Below are 19,816 nucleotides of genomic sequence, written 5' to 3' on the forward strand. Positions count from 1 at the left end.
TATCGAATTATAATTTCACTAAACTACCATAACAAATTATGATTAATGTAATTCAAATTGGAATCGGCGCACTCGGGAAGCAGGTGCTTCAATATCTGGCCGACAGAGATGGTATCAACGTAGTGGGTCTTGTAGACCTGAACCCTGAAGTAGTCGGTAAAAATATCAGTGATATTGCTGATACGAATCGATCTGATGTAACAGTTTACAAATCACTGGACGATGCAATTTCGAACGCTCCTGAAAAACCTGAGGTAGCGGTTCTAACTACTGTTTCTTCTATTGAAAAACTGGTTTCTCAGGTTGAGGAAGCAGCGAATGCAGGCCTTCACATTGTTTCAACCTGTGAGGAACTCACATTTCCGTGGGAACAGCACCCCGAAGCAGCAAACAAAATTGACTCCGTTTGTAAGGAGAATAGCGTAGCCTGTCTTGGAACCGGTGTAAATCCCGGATTTTTGATGGACTATCTCCCATCAGCTTTCACCTCTGTTTGTCAGCGAGTGGATTCTATTACCGTTGAACGTGTTCAGGATGCATCCGTTCGCCGGATTCCATTCCAGCAAAAAATTGGAGCCGCTCTTACTCACGAAGAATTCCAGACTAAAAAGGATGATGGAAGCCTTCGCCATGTAGGTCTGCCTGAATCAGTAGACCTGATTGCACACGCGATGGGTTGGGTTCTGGACGAAAATCGTGAAACTCTGGATCCTGTCATTGCCAGAGATAAAATCACCAATGGGTATAAACCGATTGAGAAAGGAAATCCTGCCGGCGTAGAACAGGTTGGTTCAGGTTTTATTAATGGTGTAGAGAAGATCAAACTGGTTTTCCGTGCTGCTGTTGGTGAAGAGAAATCTTACGACCGTATAACGATCAAAGGATTGCCAAATATCACGACTGAAATTGATGGCGGATTGAATGGCGATGTTGCCACCTGCGCCATTACCGTGAATGCAGTTCGATCTGCCACAGCGTCCACACCCGGACTCAAAACGATGCTGGACGTTCCTGTTCCGGCCTATTTTTCTGATATTTAGATCAGATTCCCGTCAGACCGTTTCGCGCGGTCAGACGGGAATTTTATTAACTCCCTATGATCTTTCCCATAACACAGTAAAATCCCCACATAGAAGGGAGATTTACCAATTGACTCTTCTTAACAGATTCAAAATCCATTGTTCGAAATGAATTTATCGTAGTATCGCCTCTGATGACTATGATCTTCGATCAATGCACTCTTTTCGGCGCATGATGTTTTCCGTCTCAGTACCCCGGGCTCCCGCCCGAGGCTATGTTCTGTCGCTCCTTTGGAGCTATCCTTCTGCCAAACCGATAAAATTACCCTGTCTAAAACATTAAACAACCATCCTTCGATCTCTCCTTATATCGAAAGAATTACACAACACAGAGGCAGGGGATTAGATTTAGTTTTTCAATAAACAGGCCCTGTAAGGGTCAAATATAAATAGCCTCAGGTGTAGCGAGGCGGAACCTGGGGTAATTGAATTCATATCATATTGCCGCCGAATAGAGTGTTTGGTTAATATTATTAAACAAAATAGAGGCGGTTCTACACAAAGATTTGAGAAAAAGCATTATCAACCAAACACTATTAATCGGTTAATACGATAAAATAATCCTGTCTAAAACGTTCAGTTCAGATTCTTTTGCTTGAAATTAATTTATCGCAGTATCGCCTCTGATGACTACGAGCTTCAATCGAAGCCCTCTGTTCGGCGAATGGTGTTTTCTGTCTCTTTACCCCGGGCGGAAGCCCGGGGCTATGTTCTGTCGCTCCTTTGGAGCTATGAGAAGCAGGACAAGCTCTACTTTTTTGAGACACATTCCAAGATCCCCGTCTGACCGCTTCAAGCGGTCAGATGGGGATTTTTTAACTCAATACTTGATACCCGATACTTAATACTCACTACCTAATACCCAATACCTACCACAGACGACTCAAGACTCACATCTCCTGTCTCAAATCTCACATCTCAAAACTTCTCACGGATTGGTAAACACATACGTCAACACATTCGCACCAAATTGAAGGGCATCACGGTTGATCTCTTCCGGATTATCATGCTCATCATACGCCCAACCATCACTTGGGTTGGATTCATACGTGTAGAGCAGAACCATTCTTCCGTTTCGAAACAGAGCAAACGCCTGAGGTTGCTTTCCGTCGTGCTCATGTACTTTTGGAGGCCTTCCTTCAGAAAACGGATAGACAACACTGTAAATCGGGTGATTGGCTGGCAATTCAATCAATTCTTCATCCGGGAAAATCCTGTCCAGAAGAGGCCGGACATATTGATCCATTCCATAGTCGTCATCCACCATCAGAAAACCTCCGTTCTCCAGGTAGCGGCGAAGATTCTCCATTTCGGAGTTGTTCAGGGTAATATTTCCGTGTCCGGTTGCAAACAGAAACGGGTAGTTAAAAATATCACGGCTGCCAATTTGCACATCATCATACCTTTCAGAAATTCGAATCGGTAGATTTTGGTTGGCGAACTCAATCAGGTTGTTAAGTGCGGAGGGAGAACTGTACCAATCTCCTCCTCCCTGATATTGAACCCGGGCAATTTTAAATGAATCTTCAGTCTGCCTGCTTTCTGCATCAAAAACACCGCACAACAGCAGACAGATTGTTAAAATCGTAAATCGTATCATTATTACCCTAAACTCTGTTTTTCATTCGATGTTAAGATAGAAAACGGTAGTTTCATCCCAAACGTACAAAATGAAAAATCAGAACCTTGCTTAAACTACTTTTGATCGCTGCCGGCGGAGCCATCGGGGCATCCCTTCGATTCCTTACTTCATTGGCCGCTCAAAAAATCAGCAAACGCATCACATTTCTCACAGGAACTGTTTTTGTCAATTCCATTGGATGCCTCGCGGCCGGAGTATTTACCGCGTGGATCTCCATTTCAAACCCGTTTGGCAGTGACATTACCAGCATGCTCTCAATCGGAGTTTTAGGCTCTTACACTACATTTTCAACGTTTTCACTCGAGGTTTTCCAGCGTTTAGACAAGCCTCTTCGTGAACTTCTATCCTATCTTTTTGTTCAACTCGTTGTTGCAGTCAGCCTGGTCTTTGCGGGTTACTCTTTTACAATGCAATGGTTTGGGGGCGCAGCATGAATCGGCCGGATTTAAAATCGATAGGCTGGGTTGCACTTGGAGGAGCCATTGGCGCAGTGTTTCGCCATATTGCTAATCTCGGATTTGAATTTCTGCTACCTGGCACTGAACTTTTTACAGCTACTTCATTCGTTAATATTCTGGGAAGCTTTTTGATGGGATACTTCATTACTCACATTGCAGCCCATCAACAATCAAATGAGAAAAGATTGTTTCTGCTGACCGGACTAATTGGAAGTTTTACAACTTATTCAGGTTTTGGCCTGGAAGCGATGGCACTTTTCGGAGAGTCTCCACTTATCTTTTCTGCCTACATATTTAGTCAGCTTTTTTTGGGAATTGTAGGGCTTATTATCGGGGTGAAGGCGTCTAAATAGTTCACATTTTCATTTATATTGATAATAGCAGGCAACTAAATCATCAAGATTATGAAATCGAAATAATCTCAATTCTTCTGCTAATCTAGGATTATGTTGTAACGAAGATTCCAACCGGTCTGGTGCTCTATCCCCGCGAACCTCAAGGTTTGACCGAACGGGCGCATCAACTCGACTTTATGCAGCGCGTGATTGACTGGTTTGGGGAGCATGTGAAGTAGAAAAGAAAAATCACTTTATACATCCAGCTTTCGCAAAGAGAGCGGGATTTTTTATGAAAATATCTGAACTATAAGTAAGAGGCCAAGAGCGGTTTAAAGGAATTTTTTACAATTACCGGATTGAAATAAATTGACATTCTACCCTTTATCAAGTAATTAACATTTGTCTTATTTCAATCGAATTAAGCCTATCATACCTATGAAATCGACACTATCTCTGTTAGCCGTATTTTTGTTTTTAGGATGTGCCAATCAGGATGCTGAGCAGGCTGAAACCAATGCACCTGCCGAAGTTATTGTATCTGTTGAAGAGTGGGATGTGCCCTTCGATGACACCCGCTCCCGTGATCCTTATGTAGCACCTGACGAAACCGTCTATTTTGCCGGACAAAGAGCTCACTATGTAGGACATTTCAACCCGGAAACGGAAGAGTTCCGTGAACTCCCTCTTGAAGATGGTGCCGGTCCGCATACCGTTACCGTTGCAGATGACGGAACCGTGTGGTATGCCGGTAACCGTGCTCAACACATCGGTAAAATGGATCCCGAAACCGGGGAAATTACCAAATATATGATGGAAGATGACTACGCCCGTGACCCTCACACGTTCGCGTTTGATAAAGATGGTAACATCTGGTTTACGGCTCAGGGCGGAAACGGAGTTGGTTACTTTAATGTGGAAACCGGAGAAGCTACCGTCATTCCCGTGCCAACAGAACGGGCACGTCCTTATGGAATACGTATGGCACCTGACCAGGAAACACCATGGATTGCGCTCTTTGGCACCAACAAACTCGCAACTGTTGATCCAGAAACGATGGAGCTTACGGAGATCGAGCTTCCCCGCGAAGAGATTCGTCCCCGAAGACTCGATGTAACCTCAGACGGAAATGTTTGGTACGGAGACTATGCCACAGGCAAAATAGGAAAATACAATCCTACCGACGGTTCAATTCAGGAGTGGGATATGCCGGACGGAGAAGACTCTCGGCCCTATGCTGTTCTGAAAGATCATAAAGACAGAATTTGGCTTGGAGTCAGCGGGTCCGACCCAAGTAAGCTGGTAGCATTTGACACAGAAAGTGAAGAGTTTGTCGCATCCCAGGTCATTGAGTCTGCTGAAGGTTCTATCCGCCACATGGATTTTGATGAAAGAACAAACTCAATGTGGTTCGGTACAGATACCGGTCACATCGGCAGAATCGTTGTTAACTAATTGATTCGAAATTTTAAAGGCACACTTCAGTACTTAAAGGTTGCTGAAGTGTGTCATTTTTTAAGGTCACTTGAACTAACTCCTTTTTAGCCTCTATGAAGATCCTTCTGAAACTACTGGGCATTGTCTCCATACCGTTTATAGTAGGTCTATCCATGCCCGAAGTAAAAAGCAATCATAGCTTGATAAGCAAAGTAGAAAACCCGGACCATCTTGATGGAGCTTTCACAGGTGGCTTTGGAGAAGAGACCTGCCGTTCCTGCCATTTTGATTATGATCTGAATATGGATGGCGGCAGCCTGACTATGGACGGTGTACCTGAAACTTATGAAGCCGGTAAAGATTATGAAATAACAATCAAGCTTAAGGCAGAGCAGCTTGAAGTTGGAGGCTTTCAGATGACAACCCGTTTTGAGGACGGCTCACAAGCCGGTGAATTTTCATGGGAGGGAAATGACCTGATGTTTACGCCTTCCGTTTCTGATGAAGTGAAATATCTGCAGCACTCTGCATCCGGTACTCAAAAAGCAGAAGATCGAACGATTCAATGGTCATTTACCTGGAAAGCACCTGAACAGGACGGTGAAAAGGTTATACTCAACATAGCCGCAAACTCCGGAAATTATGATGATTCCTCCTTCGGCGACTGGATTTATGCAGATGAAACTACTCTTGAGCAAGATAATTGAATGGTAATCTCTTTTTAAAAATGGGGTTTATGCACAAACCTTCCGGTTTACGAAAGCTTTTCTTTTTTTATTATTATGGTAAAAGTCTCTTAACAGGGAATGCATATTTAAGAATATCATTATAAATATACCTGTTAACCAGATTTCCTTGACATGTCCATTTCTCGACGCAATTTCTTAAAACAAGCAGGAGCTGTCTCTGTTGGTTTTTCCGGCCTCCACCTGTTAATGGGAGCCGGCTTCGGATTTTCATCAGCTTTCAACTCACCAGCCGCAGAGGGTTACGGGCCTTTGCAAGAAGATCCGGATGGAATATTCGATCTGCCCGATGGATTTTCTTATAAAATTGTTTCACGCTTTGGCGAAATCATGGATGATGGGTTCAGGTTACCTCATGTGCCTGACGGAATGGCTGCGTTTCCGGGAAAGAACGGCTTAACAGTGGTTGTAAGAAATCATGAAGTAAATGCGGACGCACCGGATCATGACGGGCCATTTATTCCGGGAAAGAGTTCCGGTTTCGACCACTCCAAAGTGTACGATTGGGGTGGTGGAAAGCCTGCCCTTGGCGGTACAACCAACCTCATTTACGACACAAAAAATCAAAAAGTAGTCCGCCAGTTTTTAAGCTTGGCCGGTACCATACGTAATTGTGCCGGAGGCCCTACACCCTGGAACACCTGGATCACTTGTGAGGAAACGGTTCAAAAAGCTGACGGACATTTTGAAAAAGATCACGGCTTTGTATTTGAAGTTCCTGCTTCAACAAATCCTGAGCTATACCATGCACAACCAATTAAGGAAATGGGGCGATTTAATCATGAAGCCGTGGCAGTCGATCCCAACAGTGGTGTGGTTTACCTCACCGAAGATCGCTCTGACGGACTTCTTTACAGATTTATCCCTAACAAAAAAGGTGAGCTGCTGGAAGGCGGCGAATTACAGGCACTGATTGTAAAAGATCAGAGAAGCTTAGACACGCGAAATTGGGAAGCAGCGAGAACTGTAGAACTCAATACATCTTTGGAAGTAGAGTGGATAACCATGGAAAATGTCCTGGCTCCCGATGATGACCTTCGCCACCGAGGATTTGAGAAAGGAGCAGCAAAATTTGCACGCGGTGAGGGTATGTGGTATGGTAATGGCACGGTCTTTTTTGCCTGCACAAATGGCGGCCGCGCTAAAAAAGGACAGATTTGGAAATATACCCCTTCCCCCTACGAAGCAACCGGAGAAGAGTCAGGCGCCCCCGGCAAACTGGAGTTATTTGTTGAACCAAATGACGCAACCGTAATCGAAAATGCAGATAATCTGACTGTGTCTCCCTGGGGTGATCTCATTGTATGTGAAGACGGAGATGGCGATCAATATCTGGTTGGAGTAACCCCGGAAGGTTCTCTATATAAATTCGGCAGGAATGCGCTCAATGAATCAGAACTTGCCGGAGCAACTTTTTCCCCCGATGGTTCTACACTTTTCTTCAACATTCAGAAAGCAGGATTAACACTGGCAGTTACGGGTCCGTGGAAAACACATAAAGCCTGATCGTTTGTCATCACTTATAAATATTTGTACAATCATTATGTTATTTCGAAAGCCAAAGTCGATCCGGAGCAACATATGATTAATAAATGATTCATCCGGTGACGTTCCTATTCCTTATCTCAGCAGACAAGTAAATTTGAGCTTCTTTAGAACCTTAACCGTAATCCTTCGGTTCTACTTTTCCAAATTGTTATGCAACAGTTAAAGAACGTAGTTATAAGTGATATTCCATTAACAGTAATATAATAAAAGACATATACAGGGATAACAATAACACTATAGGTTTTGGGATCAATCCTTAACAAAACCTATCTGTTTATGTTCTCTCTTAGAAAGATATCAGGTTTACTCGCAACATGCCTGGTATTGATAATATGTTGCTCTCAAAACGTTCATGCTCAGAACGGCTCCGTTCGAGGTGTTGTACTTGATACAGGCACACAGGAACGGCTACCGGGTGCTACAGTAATGCTTAGTAGCCGAGACCGCGGTACAACTACCGATGCTAACGGCAGTTTCCGGATTAGGAACCTTCAACCCGGCACATACCAACTGGAAGTCAGTTATATTGGATATGAGACAGCAACCGTAGAAATAGAGGTAATTTCGGATTCCACAACAGAGATTGAAGTTTCGTTGAATGATAATTTTACGGAGCTTGATGGAATTACAATTGTTGGAAACCGGCAGGGCCAAGTTCGCGCACTTAGTATGCAGAAAAATGCGCTGAACATCAAAAATGTAGTCTCTTCTGATCTTATTGGTCGCTTTCCTGATCCCAATGTGGCTGAAGCTCTTCAACGAATTCCCGGAATCTCCATTCAGCGTGATCAGGGAGAGGGCCGGTATGTTCAAATAAGGGGAACAGATCCCAATCTTAGTAATGTAATGATTAACGGCGAACAGATCGCCGCACCGGAGGGAGATGATCGAACGGTTGCCCTCGATATGATTCCATCCGATATTCTTTCAAGTATTGAAGTAACCAAAGCCATTACTCCGGATATGGACGGTGATGCAATTGGCGGTTCCGTTAATCTGAATACTCTTTCAGCGATATCTGATGAGCGGGTTATAAATATGACTCTAAATACCGGATACAATAACCAAGTGGTTCAAAACTCTCCTCTTTTAGGTCAAGGATCTATTTCAATTGGTGAGCGATTAGGAGAAAATAATAAATTCGGTTATCTGATCTCTGGAAGCTACAATCGGTCTAATAGGGCCTCCGACAACAATGAGATGGAGTACGATGACGGTGAACTTGATGTACTGGAACTCCGTGATTATGAACTTACACGTGAGCGGCTTGGATTGGTGTCCGCTTTTGACTACAGGTTAAATGATGAAACCCGTTTTTTCCTGAATGCGAACTACAACTACTTTTCTGATCTCGAGTACCGCCGCCGGGTAACTCTGGAAGCTGACGAAGTGGCCAGAGACTTTAAGGACAGGCTGGAAGAACAGCAGATTTTCAGTGCCTCAGCGGGAGGTGAGCACGCTGTTGTCGGAAACACGGTCCTGGACTATAAACTCTCCTATTCATACTCCGATCAAAATACACCGACCGATAAAGAAATCAGTTACGTTCTTGAAGACGACAGCGGTGACTTTATTGAGTTCAACAGAAATAATCCAGACTATCCGCAATTCAGCGTTTCTTCATCTGCTGATCCTTCTACCGGCGTCTATAATTACAGCCGCTATGAATACGATGAGTTTGCAGATGCATCCGAGATTACAACAGACAGGCATTTCACGGCAAAAATGAACGTCACAACAAACTTCAGCATTGCCGATGACGCTTACGGATTTGTAAAATACGGTGCATTGGGCCGTTTTAAAAAGAAAGACCGTGACGTAACCGAAAATATTTACGGGTATAACGGCTCTATTGGATTTCAATCGATATTGGGAGATTTTGAAGACAACGATTTTCTTTCGAACCGGTACGCAAATGGCATTGGACTCTTCCCTGACAGAAGCGGTGTTTCGAATTTTTTCAACAATAACCAGTCAGACTTTGAGCTGGAGACTGAAGATTCAATTGAAGCATCCGGTGAAGAGGATTACAATGCTACAGAAGACACTTTTGCGGCGTATGCGATGGCAAATATTCAAACCGGGAAGCTTAGCTCTTTGATTGGGCTTAGGTACGAATATACCCAGGTTGATTATACAGCAAACATCACTGAGTTTGATGATCAGGACGATCTTATCACACCGATTCCATCAGTATCTGATAAGAATTCATTCGGTTTTCTCCTCCCTATGGCCCACCTTACCTACCGTGCATCAGACAACTTGAATGTGAGGCTTGCATGGACCAATACATTCTCCAAACCAAAATATTTTGATCTTGCCCCCTACCGTATTATTGCACGGCAGGATCAGGAGATTGAACTTGGAAATCCTGATCTTGATCCCGCGCGTTCCACTAATCTGGATTTCATGGGAGAATACTACTTCTCCAACGTTGGGATCCTATCAGCTGGGGTGTTTTACAAGCGAATCAACGACTTTATATTCATCAGTAATTTTGATTTCCAGGAACAAGGCCCTTACCTGGGGTACGAAGCCGTTCAGCCAATTAATGGTGATGATGCAGACCTGTTTGGGTTTGAATTAAACCTGCAGCAACAGCTTACGTTCCTACCCGGGTTCTTAAGTGGACTGGGTATCTATGCAAACTATACTTATACCTGGTCAGAAGCCCGCCTAACCACCGAAGGTGGAACCGACCGGACTGTGAGTCTTCCGGGGCAGGCTGAAAATGTGGCGAATCTAGCACTTTCATATGAAAAAAGTGGATTTAGTGGGCGACTGTCGCTTAACTATGCCGGAGCATTCGTAGATGAAATCAGAGAAAGCAGCAGCTCCGACAGAATATATGACGAACGCTACCAGCTTGACGTATCCGCTAGCCAACAGATATTGCCCAACATTCGGGTTTTTGCAGAAATGATCAACCTTACAAATGCACCTCTGCGATATTATAACGGTGTATCCAACAGACCTGAGCAGCAGGAGTTCTATTCATGGTGGGGTAACGTGGGTGTAAAACTCAATTTCTGATACGACTCGCAAAGTATCCTTTGTATTGAAGGGTACTTTTATTCATTTCCAAAAAAATCAGATTTTAAAAATAGTTTTATATGAAATATCTAATTTCTTTGATATTGGTACTCCCGATCCTGCAGGCATGTAATCTGCAATCTGGATCCTCTTCGCCTGATCCTGATACCATAAACAATCGGGCCGTGATTCTTACTGAAGCCTTCCATACCGATCGTGACGAAGGGGACAACGTTGACAGCCCGGCGGTATGGCACGGACCGGACAGCCAGAATTGGCTGCTAGCTACAGCAAAAGAGGGGAATACCATCATTGCTTACGATGCAACCGACGGCTCGCTGATTGAGCGGTTTGGTGAAGGAGGTGTCGGCGAGGGGCAATTTGAGCGGCCCAACGGTATTGCCGTTATCGACAACCTGGTTTTGATAGTGGAACGCGATAACCAGCGTGTCCAGATCTTTTCACTTCCCGATTTTGAACCCATTGGGTTTTTAAAGCATGAAGATCTCAGGTTGCCGTATGGCCTTTCCGTCTTCAAAACAGATTCAGGCTCTTATGAACTGTACGTCACGGACAACTTTAATCCATATCTCGAAGGGTATCCTGCCGAGGAGGAGTTGGATGAACGTATTCATCATTTCAGGTTCACAATAGAGAACGGCGAACTGGATGGGGAGCATTTTAACCTGTTCGGGGATGTTACGGGAGACGGAGTTTTGCATAAAGTGGAATCACTCTATGCCGATCCGGTTTATAATCGATTGCTGATTGCAGATGAGGCCTACTCACAGAGAACGATAAAAATTTACAACCTCGACGGTGAGTTCACCGGAGATATCATTCCAGACAGATACTTTACCAGCGAACCCGAAGGTATCGCTCTCTATAGCTGTGATGATCAAAGCGGATACTGGATTATTACAGATCAACACCCCAACGAACGAAACATCTTCCAGGTGTTCGATAGGGAATCGCTTGATTACATTGGAGGTTTTAAAGGAGAGCTGACCCGAAACACGGATGGAATCTGGCTGTCTCAACAGTCATTTGAAAATTTCGAAAAAGGAGCATTTTTCCCTGTTCATGACGACGGAAGTGTGACAGCCATAAGTTGGGCTGAAATTTCCGATGCCCTTAATCTCGAAAAAAATTGTACCATCTGATTATTCAGTAGTCACACTTAATTTATTAAAAGACGTCATTCTTTACCGCCCGGTTTTTTTTAAGCCGGGCTTTCTTTTAATATATTTATCTATCTACGAGTTGATTAGCATTTATGAACTGTATAAAAGTCTTCGAATTGATTTATTCTAAGTGCACACTCTCTATCACTTAACTGATACAGTACCAGACTGTCCACAAATTCGCCTTTGCAGATTTGTCCGCTAATTGTGTAATATTTTTGTTTCGCATGAAGTTGTGCTGCACAACCACTATTCTTAGCTTGTGAAAATCTCTACAACAACATATCAGCGCTTTACAAATGCAACAGCACTACTTCTGCTGATAGCTTTTCTCATTCCGGCAGGCCTCCAGGCCAAACAGCTGGTTGATTTCTGCATGATGGATATGGGTCATCATAACACCATGGAGATGGCCGACGACCATAGCTGTTGCACGGAAAAAGAACCCGTTCATCATGATCAAAATGATGACAGCTCTCATTCACATGAATGTGAATCCCTGGGGATTTGTGCCTGTAACACCAGTCAACCTCTATTAAAAGACGCAGACTGGACCATAGTTACAAATGAGTTTTCCGTTATTCTCCCCAAAAAGACTTATTTAACACCGTTCATCACCTCCGATGAACCGATTACGTTTAGCAACGCCCACAATCTGAGCCAGTATAAACCTCCCCTTTGGCTCATGTACGACACCTTTTTGATGTAGCCTTTCTTTTTTATTGGAAGGAAAATCTCCTCCCCTCTTGAGAGGGGAAAGAAAACGAAGCGTTCAGCGGAGTTTTCAGGGGTGTGTTAACGGAGTGTTGATTTGGCAAAGAGTTAAATATAAAACTCCTTGCCCAACATAGACCCACCCCCAACCCCTCCCTCACCCGACTAAAAAACAGTCGGGACAAGGAGGGGAGAATTCCCTTCCCAAATCCAACACCACCAAACCCAAAAACCAATTTAAAACCCTTTATTTCGTCTTCCCTCCCTGTGTCGGTGATTTTCCGACACAGGGAGGGGAACAAGGGGTGGGTCAAAACATGACAAACAAACTCATACGCTTTTTTCTCGAAAACAAACTCATTGCCCTGCTGCTGTTTCTTGCACTGGCAGGCTGGGGTATTTCTACGGCTCCGTTCGATTGGGATATTGACTTTCTCCCGCGAGATCCCGTTCCGGTGGATGCCATCCCCGATATCGGTGACAATCAACAGATCGTCTTTACCGAATGGCCGGGACGTTCGCCGCAGGATATTGAAGATCAGATCACCTATCCGCTAACCACACAGCTATTGGGACTCCCCGGGGTTCGAACCGTTCGCAGTAACTCCATGTTCGGCTTTTCATCCATCAACGTGATTTTTGAAGATGACATTGAGTTTTACTGGAGCCGCTCAAGAATTTTAGAAAAATTGAATGCACTTCCGGGCCGTACGCTTCCGGAGGGTGTTCAGCCCGCATTGGGTCCGGATGCCACTGCTTTAGGACAAATTTTCTGGTACACGCTCGAAGGATATGATAGCGATGAGAATCCCACCGGGGGATGGGATTCGCAGGAATTGCGATCCATTCAGGATTTTCAGGTTCGATACGCGCTCTCCTCAGTTGATGGTGTAGCTGAAGTAGCAAGTATCGGCGGATTTGTGAAGGAGTACCAGGTAGATATCGATCCGGTTGCCATGCGGGAGTCGGGAGTAAATGTGAACCAGATTGCCAACGCTGTTCGAAAAAGCAACCTGGATGTAGGTGCCCGAACCATAGAGATGAATCGTGCTGAGTATCTCGTTCGCGGACTTGGCTACATTGAAAGTATTGAAGATCTCGAAGAGAGCGTTGTTTCCGCTACAGATAACACCCCTATCCGAATCAAGGATGTTGCCCGGGTAACGATGGGGCCCGCTCAGCGACGTGGAGCTCTCGACAAAGCTGGGGCAGAAGCTGTGGGTGGAGTAGTTGTAGCCAGGCATGGCGAAAATCCGCTGGAAGTAATTAATAATGTAAAAGAAGAGATCGAAACCATTGCCACAGGCCTACCAACTAAAGAACTGGCTGACGGTACAACGTCCCAGGTGAAAATTGTGCCTTTTTACGACAGAACCGGCCTCATCTACGAAACGCTAGGTACACTCGAAGAAGCGCTGACCCTTCAAATATTGATCACCATCATTGTCATTATTGTGATGGTGATGCATCTCCGAACCTCATTAGTCATTTCAGCACTTCTGCCACTGGCGGTTCTGATGAGTTTTATCATGATGAAATATATTGGCGTGGATGCCAATGTGGTGGCGCTGGCCGGAATCGCAATATCGATTGGTACCGTTGTAGATATGGGGATTATTCTCACCGAAAATATGCTTCGGCATATGGATGAAAAAAGTCTGGACGAGAAGTTACTCGAAACCATCTACCGGGCTACGGCAGAAGTGAGCCCTGCTGTTATCACAGCCTTGTTAACCACTATTGTCAGTTTCCTTCCGGTTTTTATGCTCCAAGCGCAGGAAGGTCGCCTGTTTGGCCCGCTTGCATGGACCAAGACCTTCATTCTCATTGCCGCACTCATTATCGTACTCACGCTAATTCCTGTTTTCGCCCACTGGCTTTTTTCTCAAACGATCAAAAGCCGAAAGTGGAAGTTTATCTGGAATTCGTTGCTGATTTTTGCCGGACTTGTCATTGGGATTTTTTATCTCGGCTGGGCAGGTATTACACTGATGGCGCTTGGTGTCAATAATCTTATCGGTCTCTACCGGGAAGATTATCAGCCGTGGGCACCCTGGGTGAATAACGGGATCATCCTGCTTGGAGTAGCCTGGCTTCTTGCCGGAAACTGGCTTCCACTGGGAGCGCAAAATCCAATTTCACTCAGCCTTCTGTTTATTCTTTTAACCGTCGGGGTGATTTTTGGACTTTTCTGGCTCTTCATGAAATATTATGAACAAATTCTGGATTGGGCACTTCGCCATAAGGCACTTTTTCTTTCATTACCGATTTTGATTCTCGTTATTGGATTTGTTAGCTGGCGCGGATTTGATACCTCATTCAAATACGCTGCAAATGGATTCAACGCCATCGGGATTGAAATTGAAGAAACCGATTTTTGGTCGGCTATGAATGATCGGTTTCCCGGACTGGGACAAGAGTTTATGCCCACACTCGATGAGGGCTCCTTCCTGCTGATGCCGACAACCATGCCTCATGCCGGAATGGAAGAATCTCTTCAGATGATGCAAGAGATGGATATGAGAATTGCATCTATTCCTGAAGTTGAATCCGCGGTTGGTAAAATTGGGCGGGCTGAATCAGCACTCGACCCGGCTCCGATCTCCATGTTCGAAACAGTTATTCAGTACAAAAGTGAATACAAAACCGATGAGCGTGGACGCCGTATTCGGTTCAAAACGGAAAATGGAGAGTATGTGCGGGATGAGAACAATGAATTAATCCCCGATCGAAACGGACAATACTACCGTCAGTGGCGGGATCAGATTCAAAGTGAAGATGATATCTGGACAGAAATTCTACACGCATCAGATATTCCCGGAGTTACCTCTGCGCCCAAACTTCAGCCCATTGAAACCCGGCTGATTATGCTTCAAACCGGAATGCGGGCAAACATGGGAATTCGGATCAGTGGTTCAGACCTTAACGTTATTGACGAATTTGCCACCTCGCTTGAACCTATCATACGGGAGGTTGATGGAGTTCGCCCCACATCTGTATTTGCCGACCGGGTAGTGGGAAAACCCTACATCGAAATTGATATTGACCGCCGGGAAATTGCGCGTCACGGATTAACGATTCAGGATGTACAGCAGATTATCAGTACAGCCATTGGGGGGCAAATGCTTGGAATGACGGTGGAAGGGCGTGAACGTTATCCACTGCGGGTTCGATATGCACGGGAGTACCGAAATTCTCCGGAAATGATGGAGCGAATCTTAGTCCCCACACCCGATGGAAGCCAAATTCCGCTGGGGCAGCTCACAGAAATTCGTTTCGAGACCGGCCCGATGAACATCAAAAGTGAGAACACATTTTTAAGTGCGTACGTCACGTTTGATCGTCAACCGGATCAATCACCGATCGATGTAGTTAACCGTGTTCGTGAACAATTGGATGGGCAGATCAATGAAGGTTCACTTAGCGTACCGGATGGAATCAGCTACACATTTGAAGGTGAGTTTAGAAATCAACAACGGGCAACCGACCGGTTATCTGTTGTGCTCCCAATCACACTTCTGATAATTTTTCTGATCATCTACTTCCAGTTCAGGTCATCACCCGTTACGCTCATCGTATTCTCAGGAATTGTACTGGTTTGGGCAGGCGGCTTTATCCTGCTCTGGCTCTATGGACAAGATTGGTTCTTCAACTTTTCGCTATTCGGCATTGAGCTACGCGACTTTTTCCAGATGGGCACCATTAACATGAGTGTGGCGGTGTGGGTTGGATTTCTGGCACTGTTTGGCATCGCTGTGGATAACGGCGTAGTAATGGCCACCTATCTTGAACAGCTTTTTGAGAAGAAAAAACCTCAGGCCAGGGAGGGAATTTATGCCACCGCAATCGAGGCCGGTTTCCGAAGAGTGCGGCCCTGTTTGATGACTACCGGAACCACACTACTGGCACTCCTGCCCATTATTACATCCCCGGGAAAAGGGTCAGAGATAATGATTCCCATGGCGATCCCAATCTTCGGCGGAATGCTGGTCCAGGTTCTGAGCCTGCTGCTGGTTCCGCTAATCTATGCCATGTGGAAGGAGTTTGAGTTGAGAAACGTGAATGTAATGGAGGAGAAAATATGAGTAGTGAGAATCGAGTCTTGAGTATTGAGAAATCTCCCCTCGAGGGGAGTGCCGAAGCGAAGCACAGGCGAGGGGTATTCGTCAGGACCCACCCCTTGATCCCCTCCCTATCACACCAAAATCAGCGTGACATGGATGGGGAACTCGAAAATCACCTCTTGCCTGTCCCGAGTAATTCGGGGAGAGGAGACAGATTACGGATCATCCAGCTAAGTGATCAGGAGTGTGTTAACGGGTTTTCTAACCACGATGATTTTCGGTCGAAGCTAAGTGTACGTTCCGAACACACCCCTAAATCCCCTCTCAAGAGGGGACTTCTGATAACCATTGCTGTGTTGATTGTTATTTTTACGGGAGCATTTACAAATACACTGCATGCGCAGGGTTTTGAGTCATCTCCAAATCAGGAAAACACCCCTCTAAGTCTCCCCTTATTAGGGGAGACTTCTCAATACCCACAACTCGAAGAGTATCTCCAGATTGCCATTGAGCAAAATCCTGAGTTACAATCTCTTCAGTTTTTATTTGAAGCCGAAAGAGAAAGAGCCAATGAGTTTGGGGTAATGCCGGACCCGGAGTTGAACATCAATTACGATTTTAATCCAATGATGTCCGAATCGCGTCTGGGCCGATTTTCTGTTTCTGCAATGCAGATGTTTCCTTGGTTTGGTACACTCGGTTCAAAAAAAGAGGCGCAGCAATTTTCGGCCGAAGCTCAACGATCAATGATTGACAGTCGTCAGCTTGAAATTCTACGGGACATTCAGATCACTTGGTTTGATATCGCTGAAGTTGAAGAGCAGATTAGAATTGCCGATGAAACATTCAAACTAGTCGGTGATTTGGAGCAGCTGGTGGAAATCAGATATGAGACGGCAAGCACCGGTCAGGCAGATATTCTGCGAATTCAGATGGAAAAACAACGAATCCAAAACCGTATAGAAAATCTTGAAGACAAACTCTGGCCGCTTCGGGCAAAGTTTAATGAACTCTTAAACCGGGAAACCGGTGAAGAGGTCATTTCGGCTGAACCGCAACAGCAAGCAGAGCTTCCATACTCTGCTGAGGAGATTGCGCAACTGGCTAAAAATCAAAATCCAGTGTTTGAAACTCTGAGTCTTCAGGAATCTGCACTTCAACAACAGGAACGCACGGCAGAGCTTAGCGGACGTCCCTCCTTTGGAATCGGACTTGAAGTGATGGGAAGAGATTTTGGCCCAATGTCGATGTTTCCGGATTCGAAGGAGAGTTTTATCGGAATGGCTACTATTCGGCTGCCGATCTACCGATCCCGAACCAAATCCCAAAAACAGCAGATTTCGAGCCGGCTTCAAGCTGTAGAGATGGAGCGGGTTCAAGCCGAAAACAGAATATCATCCGATCTGGAATCGACCCAGGAAACGTTACGGTCATCCAACCGATCTATTGAACTTTTAGATAATGAGCTGATCCCGAGAGCGCGACAGGTGCTCGATATTCTGAGTGAAGAGTATACTTCAGGAAATGCCCGTTTCGACGAACTGTTGCAAATCCAGCGGGAACTGCTCGATCTGGAATTTGAGCGGGTTGAGGCGGTTGTAAACCAGAACAAAGCCATGGCAAGAATTGAACGATTGGTCGGGGGGCTGAGGAATGAGTTTCGAGATTGAGGAAAATCATCATCAGGCGTTCCCCTCCTTTCCAAGGAAGGGAAGTGTTACACAACATTTTATCACAGTTAAATCAACAACAAAATGAACATCACAAAAACCCAATATCTCACATACGCATCTGTCCTGATAACAGGAATCATTCTCGGATGGCTCTTTTTCGGCGGATCAAGCACTGTCCAGAATGACCATGAAGGTCACGAGCATGAACAGGTTACGAATGAATCAGGCGAACAGGTCTGGACTTGCTCCATGCACCCTTCCGTTCGTGAAGATGAACCCGGATCTTGCCCGATTTGCGGAATGGACCTGATACCCGCCTCTTCCGAAGAACGTGAGGATGACTACAGCATGGTGATGACGGAAGCCTCCATGCAGCTTGCAGACATCCAGACAACACCCGCAGTACGTGAACAGCCCGTGCGGGAAATTCATCTGCCCGGACGTGTTGAAATTGATGAACGGCGAATCAGTTATGTCACCGCTCACTTTGAGGGACGGGTACGGGACGTCAAAATTGACTTCACCGGTGCTCCCATTCGAAAAGGGGAAGTAATGGCAACCATATACTCTCCTGATTTAGTCAGTGCACAGCGCGAGCTGCTTCAGGCCGTTCAGGTACAAGATAGAAATCCACAACTCTATGAGGCTGCAGTGCGAAAGTTTAGGCTTTGGGAGTTCTCTGATGAACAGATTCAGACCATCATAGATCGAGGTGAAGTTCAAACCAATATGGAGATTCTCTCTCCGGTAGACGGTTTTGTGATGAAGCGAAATGTGGTGGATGAGCAACACGTGATGGAAGGAACCGTCATTTATGAAGTTGCTAACCTGGACCAGCTCTGGGTTACACTGGATGCATACGAAGAGGACATTCCCTGGATTACGGAAGGAAATGAAGTCACTTTCCAGACCCGATCCAATCCCGGGCAGGATTATCAGGCTACCATCGATTTTATTGATCCGGCCTTTGATCCCCAAAAAAGAACCATCCGTCTAAGGGCAAATGTGGAGAATGGAGATCACTCCCTGCGACCTGACATGCTTGTACGTGGAACTGTTCAGGCTGAAGAAAGTGAAGAGAAAATTCTCGTACCGGTTTCTGCCGTTCTGTGGACCGGGCCAAGATCTCTCGTTTATGTAAAAGATCCATCTGCCGAAACCCCACGCTTTGAAGTACGTGAGGTAGAACTGGGAGCTCAAGCCGGAGATTATTACATCATTGAAAGCGGCCTCACTGAAGGTGAAGAAGTTGTATTCAATGGAAATTTCCGTATCGACAGTGAGTTTCAGCTCGCCGATCGCTTCAGCATGATGAACCGTGAGCCGGGAAGCGGAGCAGTTCCGGCAGGACATCAGCATGGAGGCTCGGATATGGACGAAAGTGCAATGGAGGAAGAAGATCACAGCGAACACCAGTCTGAAGCAAGTATCGGAGAGGAAGAAAATGAAGTTGATGAAGCATTTCGTGAAGAGTTTACCGAATTGCTGGAGAACTACCTTACGCTAAAAGATGAGCTAATAGAGTCTGATCTGGAAAGTGCAGTAAACTCAGCTACTGATTTGATTACTCAATTAGAAGAGATCGGAGAACACCGCCTGGAAGGTGATTCCCATGTAGCCTGGATGGAAAGTTATTCCGCTATTATGGATCATGCCGAAAGTATGAGCAATACCGATGACATTGAGGAGTACCGGGAAGCATTCAGCCGGTTGTCTGATCAACTCATTGAGGATGTAAAAACCTTTGGTATTGAGGGAGTGGTTTATCACCAATACTGCCCCATGGCGTTTGATAATGAAGGGGCTGATTGGCTGAGCAGAGAAGAACAGATTCGAAATCCGTATCTGCCGGAGAATATGTTAACCTGTGGAGAAGTGATTGATTCGATCGAATAGTGAGAGT

The 19,816-nt window shown here is 45.3% G+C and carries 13 protein-coding genes; 12 read left to right on the plus strand and 1 reads right to left on the minus strand.

The window, feature by feature from the left end; genetic code table 11:
- Positions 1-38: 38 nt before the first annotated feature.
- The gene (locus CWD77_RS13610) at positions 39-1,040 is read left to right on the plus strand and encodes an NAD(P)H-dependent amine dehydrogenase family protein (protein WP_101074136.1); all 1,002 of its coding nucleotides are present in this window, start codon (positions 39-41) and stop codon (positions 1,038-1,040) included.
- Between the two features lie 967 nt (positions 1,041-2,007).
- On the opposite strand, the gene CWD77_RS13615 is transcribed toward CWD77_RS13610, so the two are convergent.
- Entirely contained in the window at positions 2,008-2,679 is a 672-nt protein-coding gene (locus CWD77_RS13615; protein ID WP_101074137.1) for a DUF4159 domain-containing protein, read from the minus strand.
- 86 nt (positions 2,680-2,765) lie between these two features.
- Between CWD77_RS13615 and CWD77_RS13620 the strand changes: the two genes are divergently transcribed.
- The 11 genes from CWD77_RS13620 to CWD77_RS13670 all read left to right on the plus strand — a co-directional run bounded on the left by CWD77_RS13620 (position 2,766) and on the right by CWD77_RS13670 (position 19,809).
- Positions 2,766-3,155, plus strand: a complete 390-nt coding sequence (locus CWD77_RS13620; RefSeq protein ID WP_165779156.1) for a fluoride efflux transporter FluC — start codon at positions 2,766-2,768, stop codon at positions 3,153-3,155.
- Complete coding sequence (locus CWD77_RS13625; protein WP_165779157.1) at positions 3,152-3,532, plus strand: fluoride efflux transporter FluC; 381 nt, start codon at positions 3,152-3,154, stop codon at positions 3,530-3,532. The genes CWD77_RS13620 and CWD77_RS13625 overlap by 4 nt, the downstream gene beginning before the upstream one ends.
- 420 nt (positions 3,533-3,952) lie before the next feature.
- Positions 3,953-4,969 carry a Vgb family protein gene (locus CWD77_RS13630; RefSeq protein WP_101074140.1) on the plus strand — a complete coding sequence of 339 codons (1,017 nt, stop codon included), beginning with the start codon at positions 3,953-3,955 and terminating at the stop codon, positions 4,967-4,969.
- Between the two features lie 95 nt (positions 4,970-5,064).
- Positions 5,065-5,658, plus strand: coding sequence for a choice-of-anchor V domain-containing protein (locus CWD77_RS13635; RefSeq protein WP_101074141.1), 594 nt, complete (start codon positions 5,065-5,067; stop codon positions 5,656-5,658).
- Positions 5,659-5,811: 153 nt separating this feature from the next.
- A complete protein-coding gene (locus CWD77_RS13640; protein ID WP_101074142.1) occupies positions 5,812-7,203 on the plus strand; it encodes an alkaline phosphatase PhoX in 1,392 nt (463 codons plus the stop codon).
- A 318-nt stretch (positions 7,204-7,521) separates the two neighbouring features.
- On the plus strand, positions 7,522-10,278 hold the full coding sequence (locus tag CWD77_RS13645) for a TonB-dependent receptor (protein ID WP_101074143.1): 2,757 nt from the start codon (positions 7,522-7,524) through the stop codon (positions 10,276-10,278).
- A gap of 80 nt (positions 10,279-10,358) precedes the next feature.
- The gene (locus tag CWD77_RS13650; protein WP_101074144.1) at positions 10,359-11,441 is read left to right on the plus strand and encodes an NHL repeat-containing protein; all 1,083 of its coding nucleotides are present in this window, start codon (positions 10,359-10,361) and stop codon (positions 11,439-11,441) included.
- A gap of 283 nt (positions 11,442-11,724) precedes the next feature.
- Complete coding sequence (locus CWD77_RS13655; RefSeq protein WP_101074145.1) at positions 11,725-12,171, plus strand: hypothetical protein; 447 nt, start codon at positions 11,725-11,727, stop codon at positions 12,169-12,171.
- Positions 12,172-12,493: 322 nt separating this feature from the next.
- Positions 12,494-16,261, plus strand: a complete 3,768-nt coding sequence (locus CWD77_RS13660) for an efflux RND transporter permease subunit (RefSeq protein ID WP_101074146.1) — start codon at positions 12,494-12,496, stop codon at positions 16,259-16,261.
- Between the two features lie 131 nt (positions 16,262-16,392).
- Positions 16,393-17,910 carry a TolC family protein gene (locus CWD77_RS13665; RefSeq protein ID WP_165779158.1) on the plus strand — a complete coding sequence of 506 codons (1,518 nt, stop codon included), beginning with the start codon at positions 16,393-16,395 and terminating at the stop codon, positions 17,908-17,910.
- An 84-nt stretch (positions 17,911-17,994) separates the two neighbouring features.
- On the plus strand, positions 17,995-19,809 hold the full coding sequence (locus CWD77_RS13670) for an efflux RND transporter periplasmic adaptor subunit (RefSeq protein ID WP_101074148.1): 1,815 nt from the start codon (positions 17,995-17,997) through the stop codon (positions 19,807-19,809).
- Positions 19,810-19,816: the final 7 nt, after the last annotated feature.

The sequence above is a fragment of the Rhodohalobacter barkolensis genome (assembly GCF_002834295.1).
Lineage (GTDB): Bacteria > Bacteroidota > Rhodothermia > Balneolales > Balneolaceae > Rhodohalobacter > Rhodohalobacter barkolensis.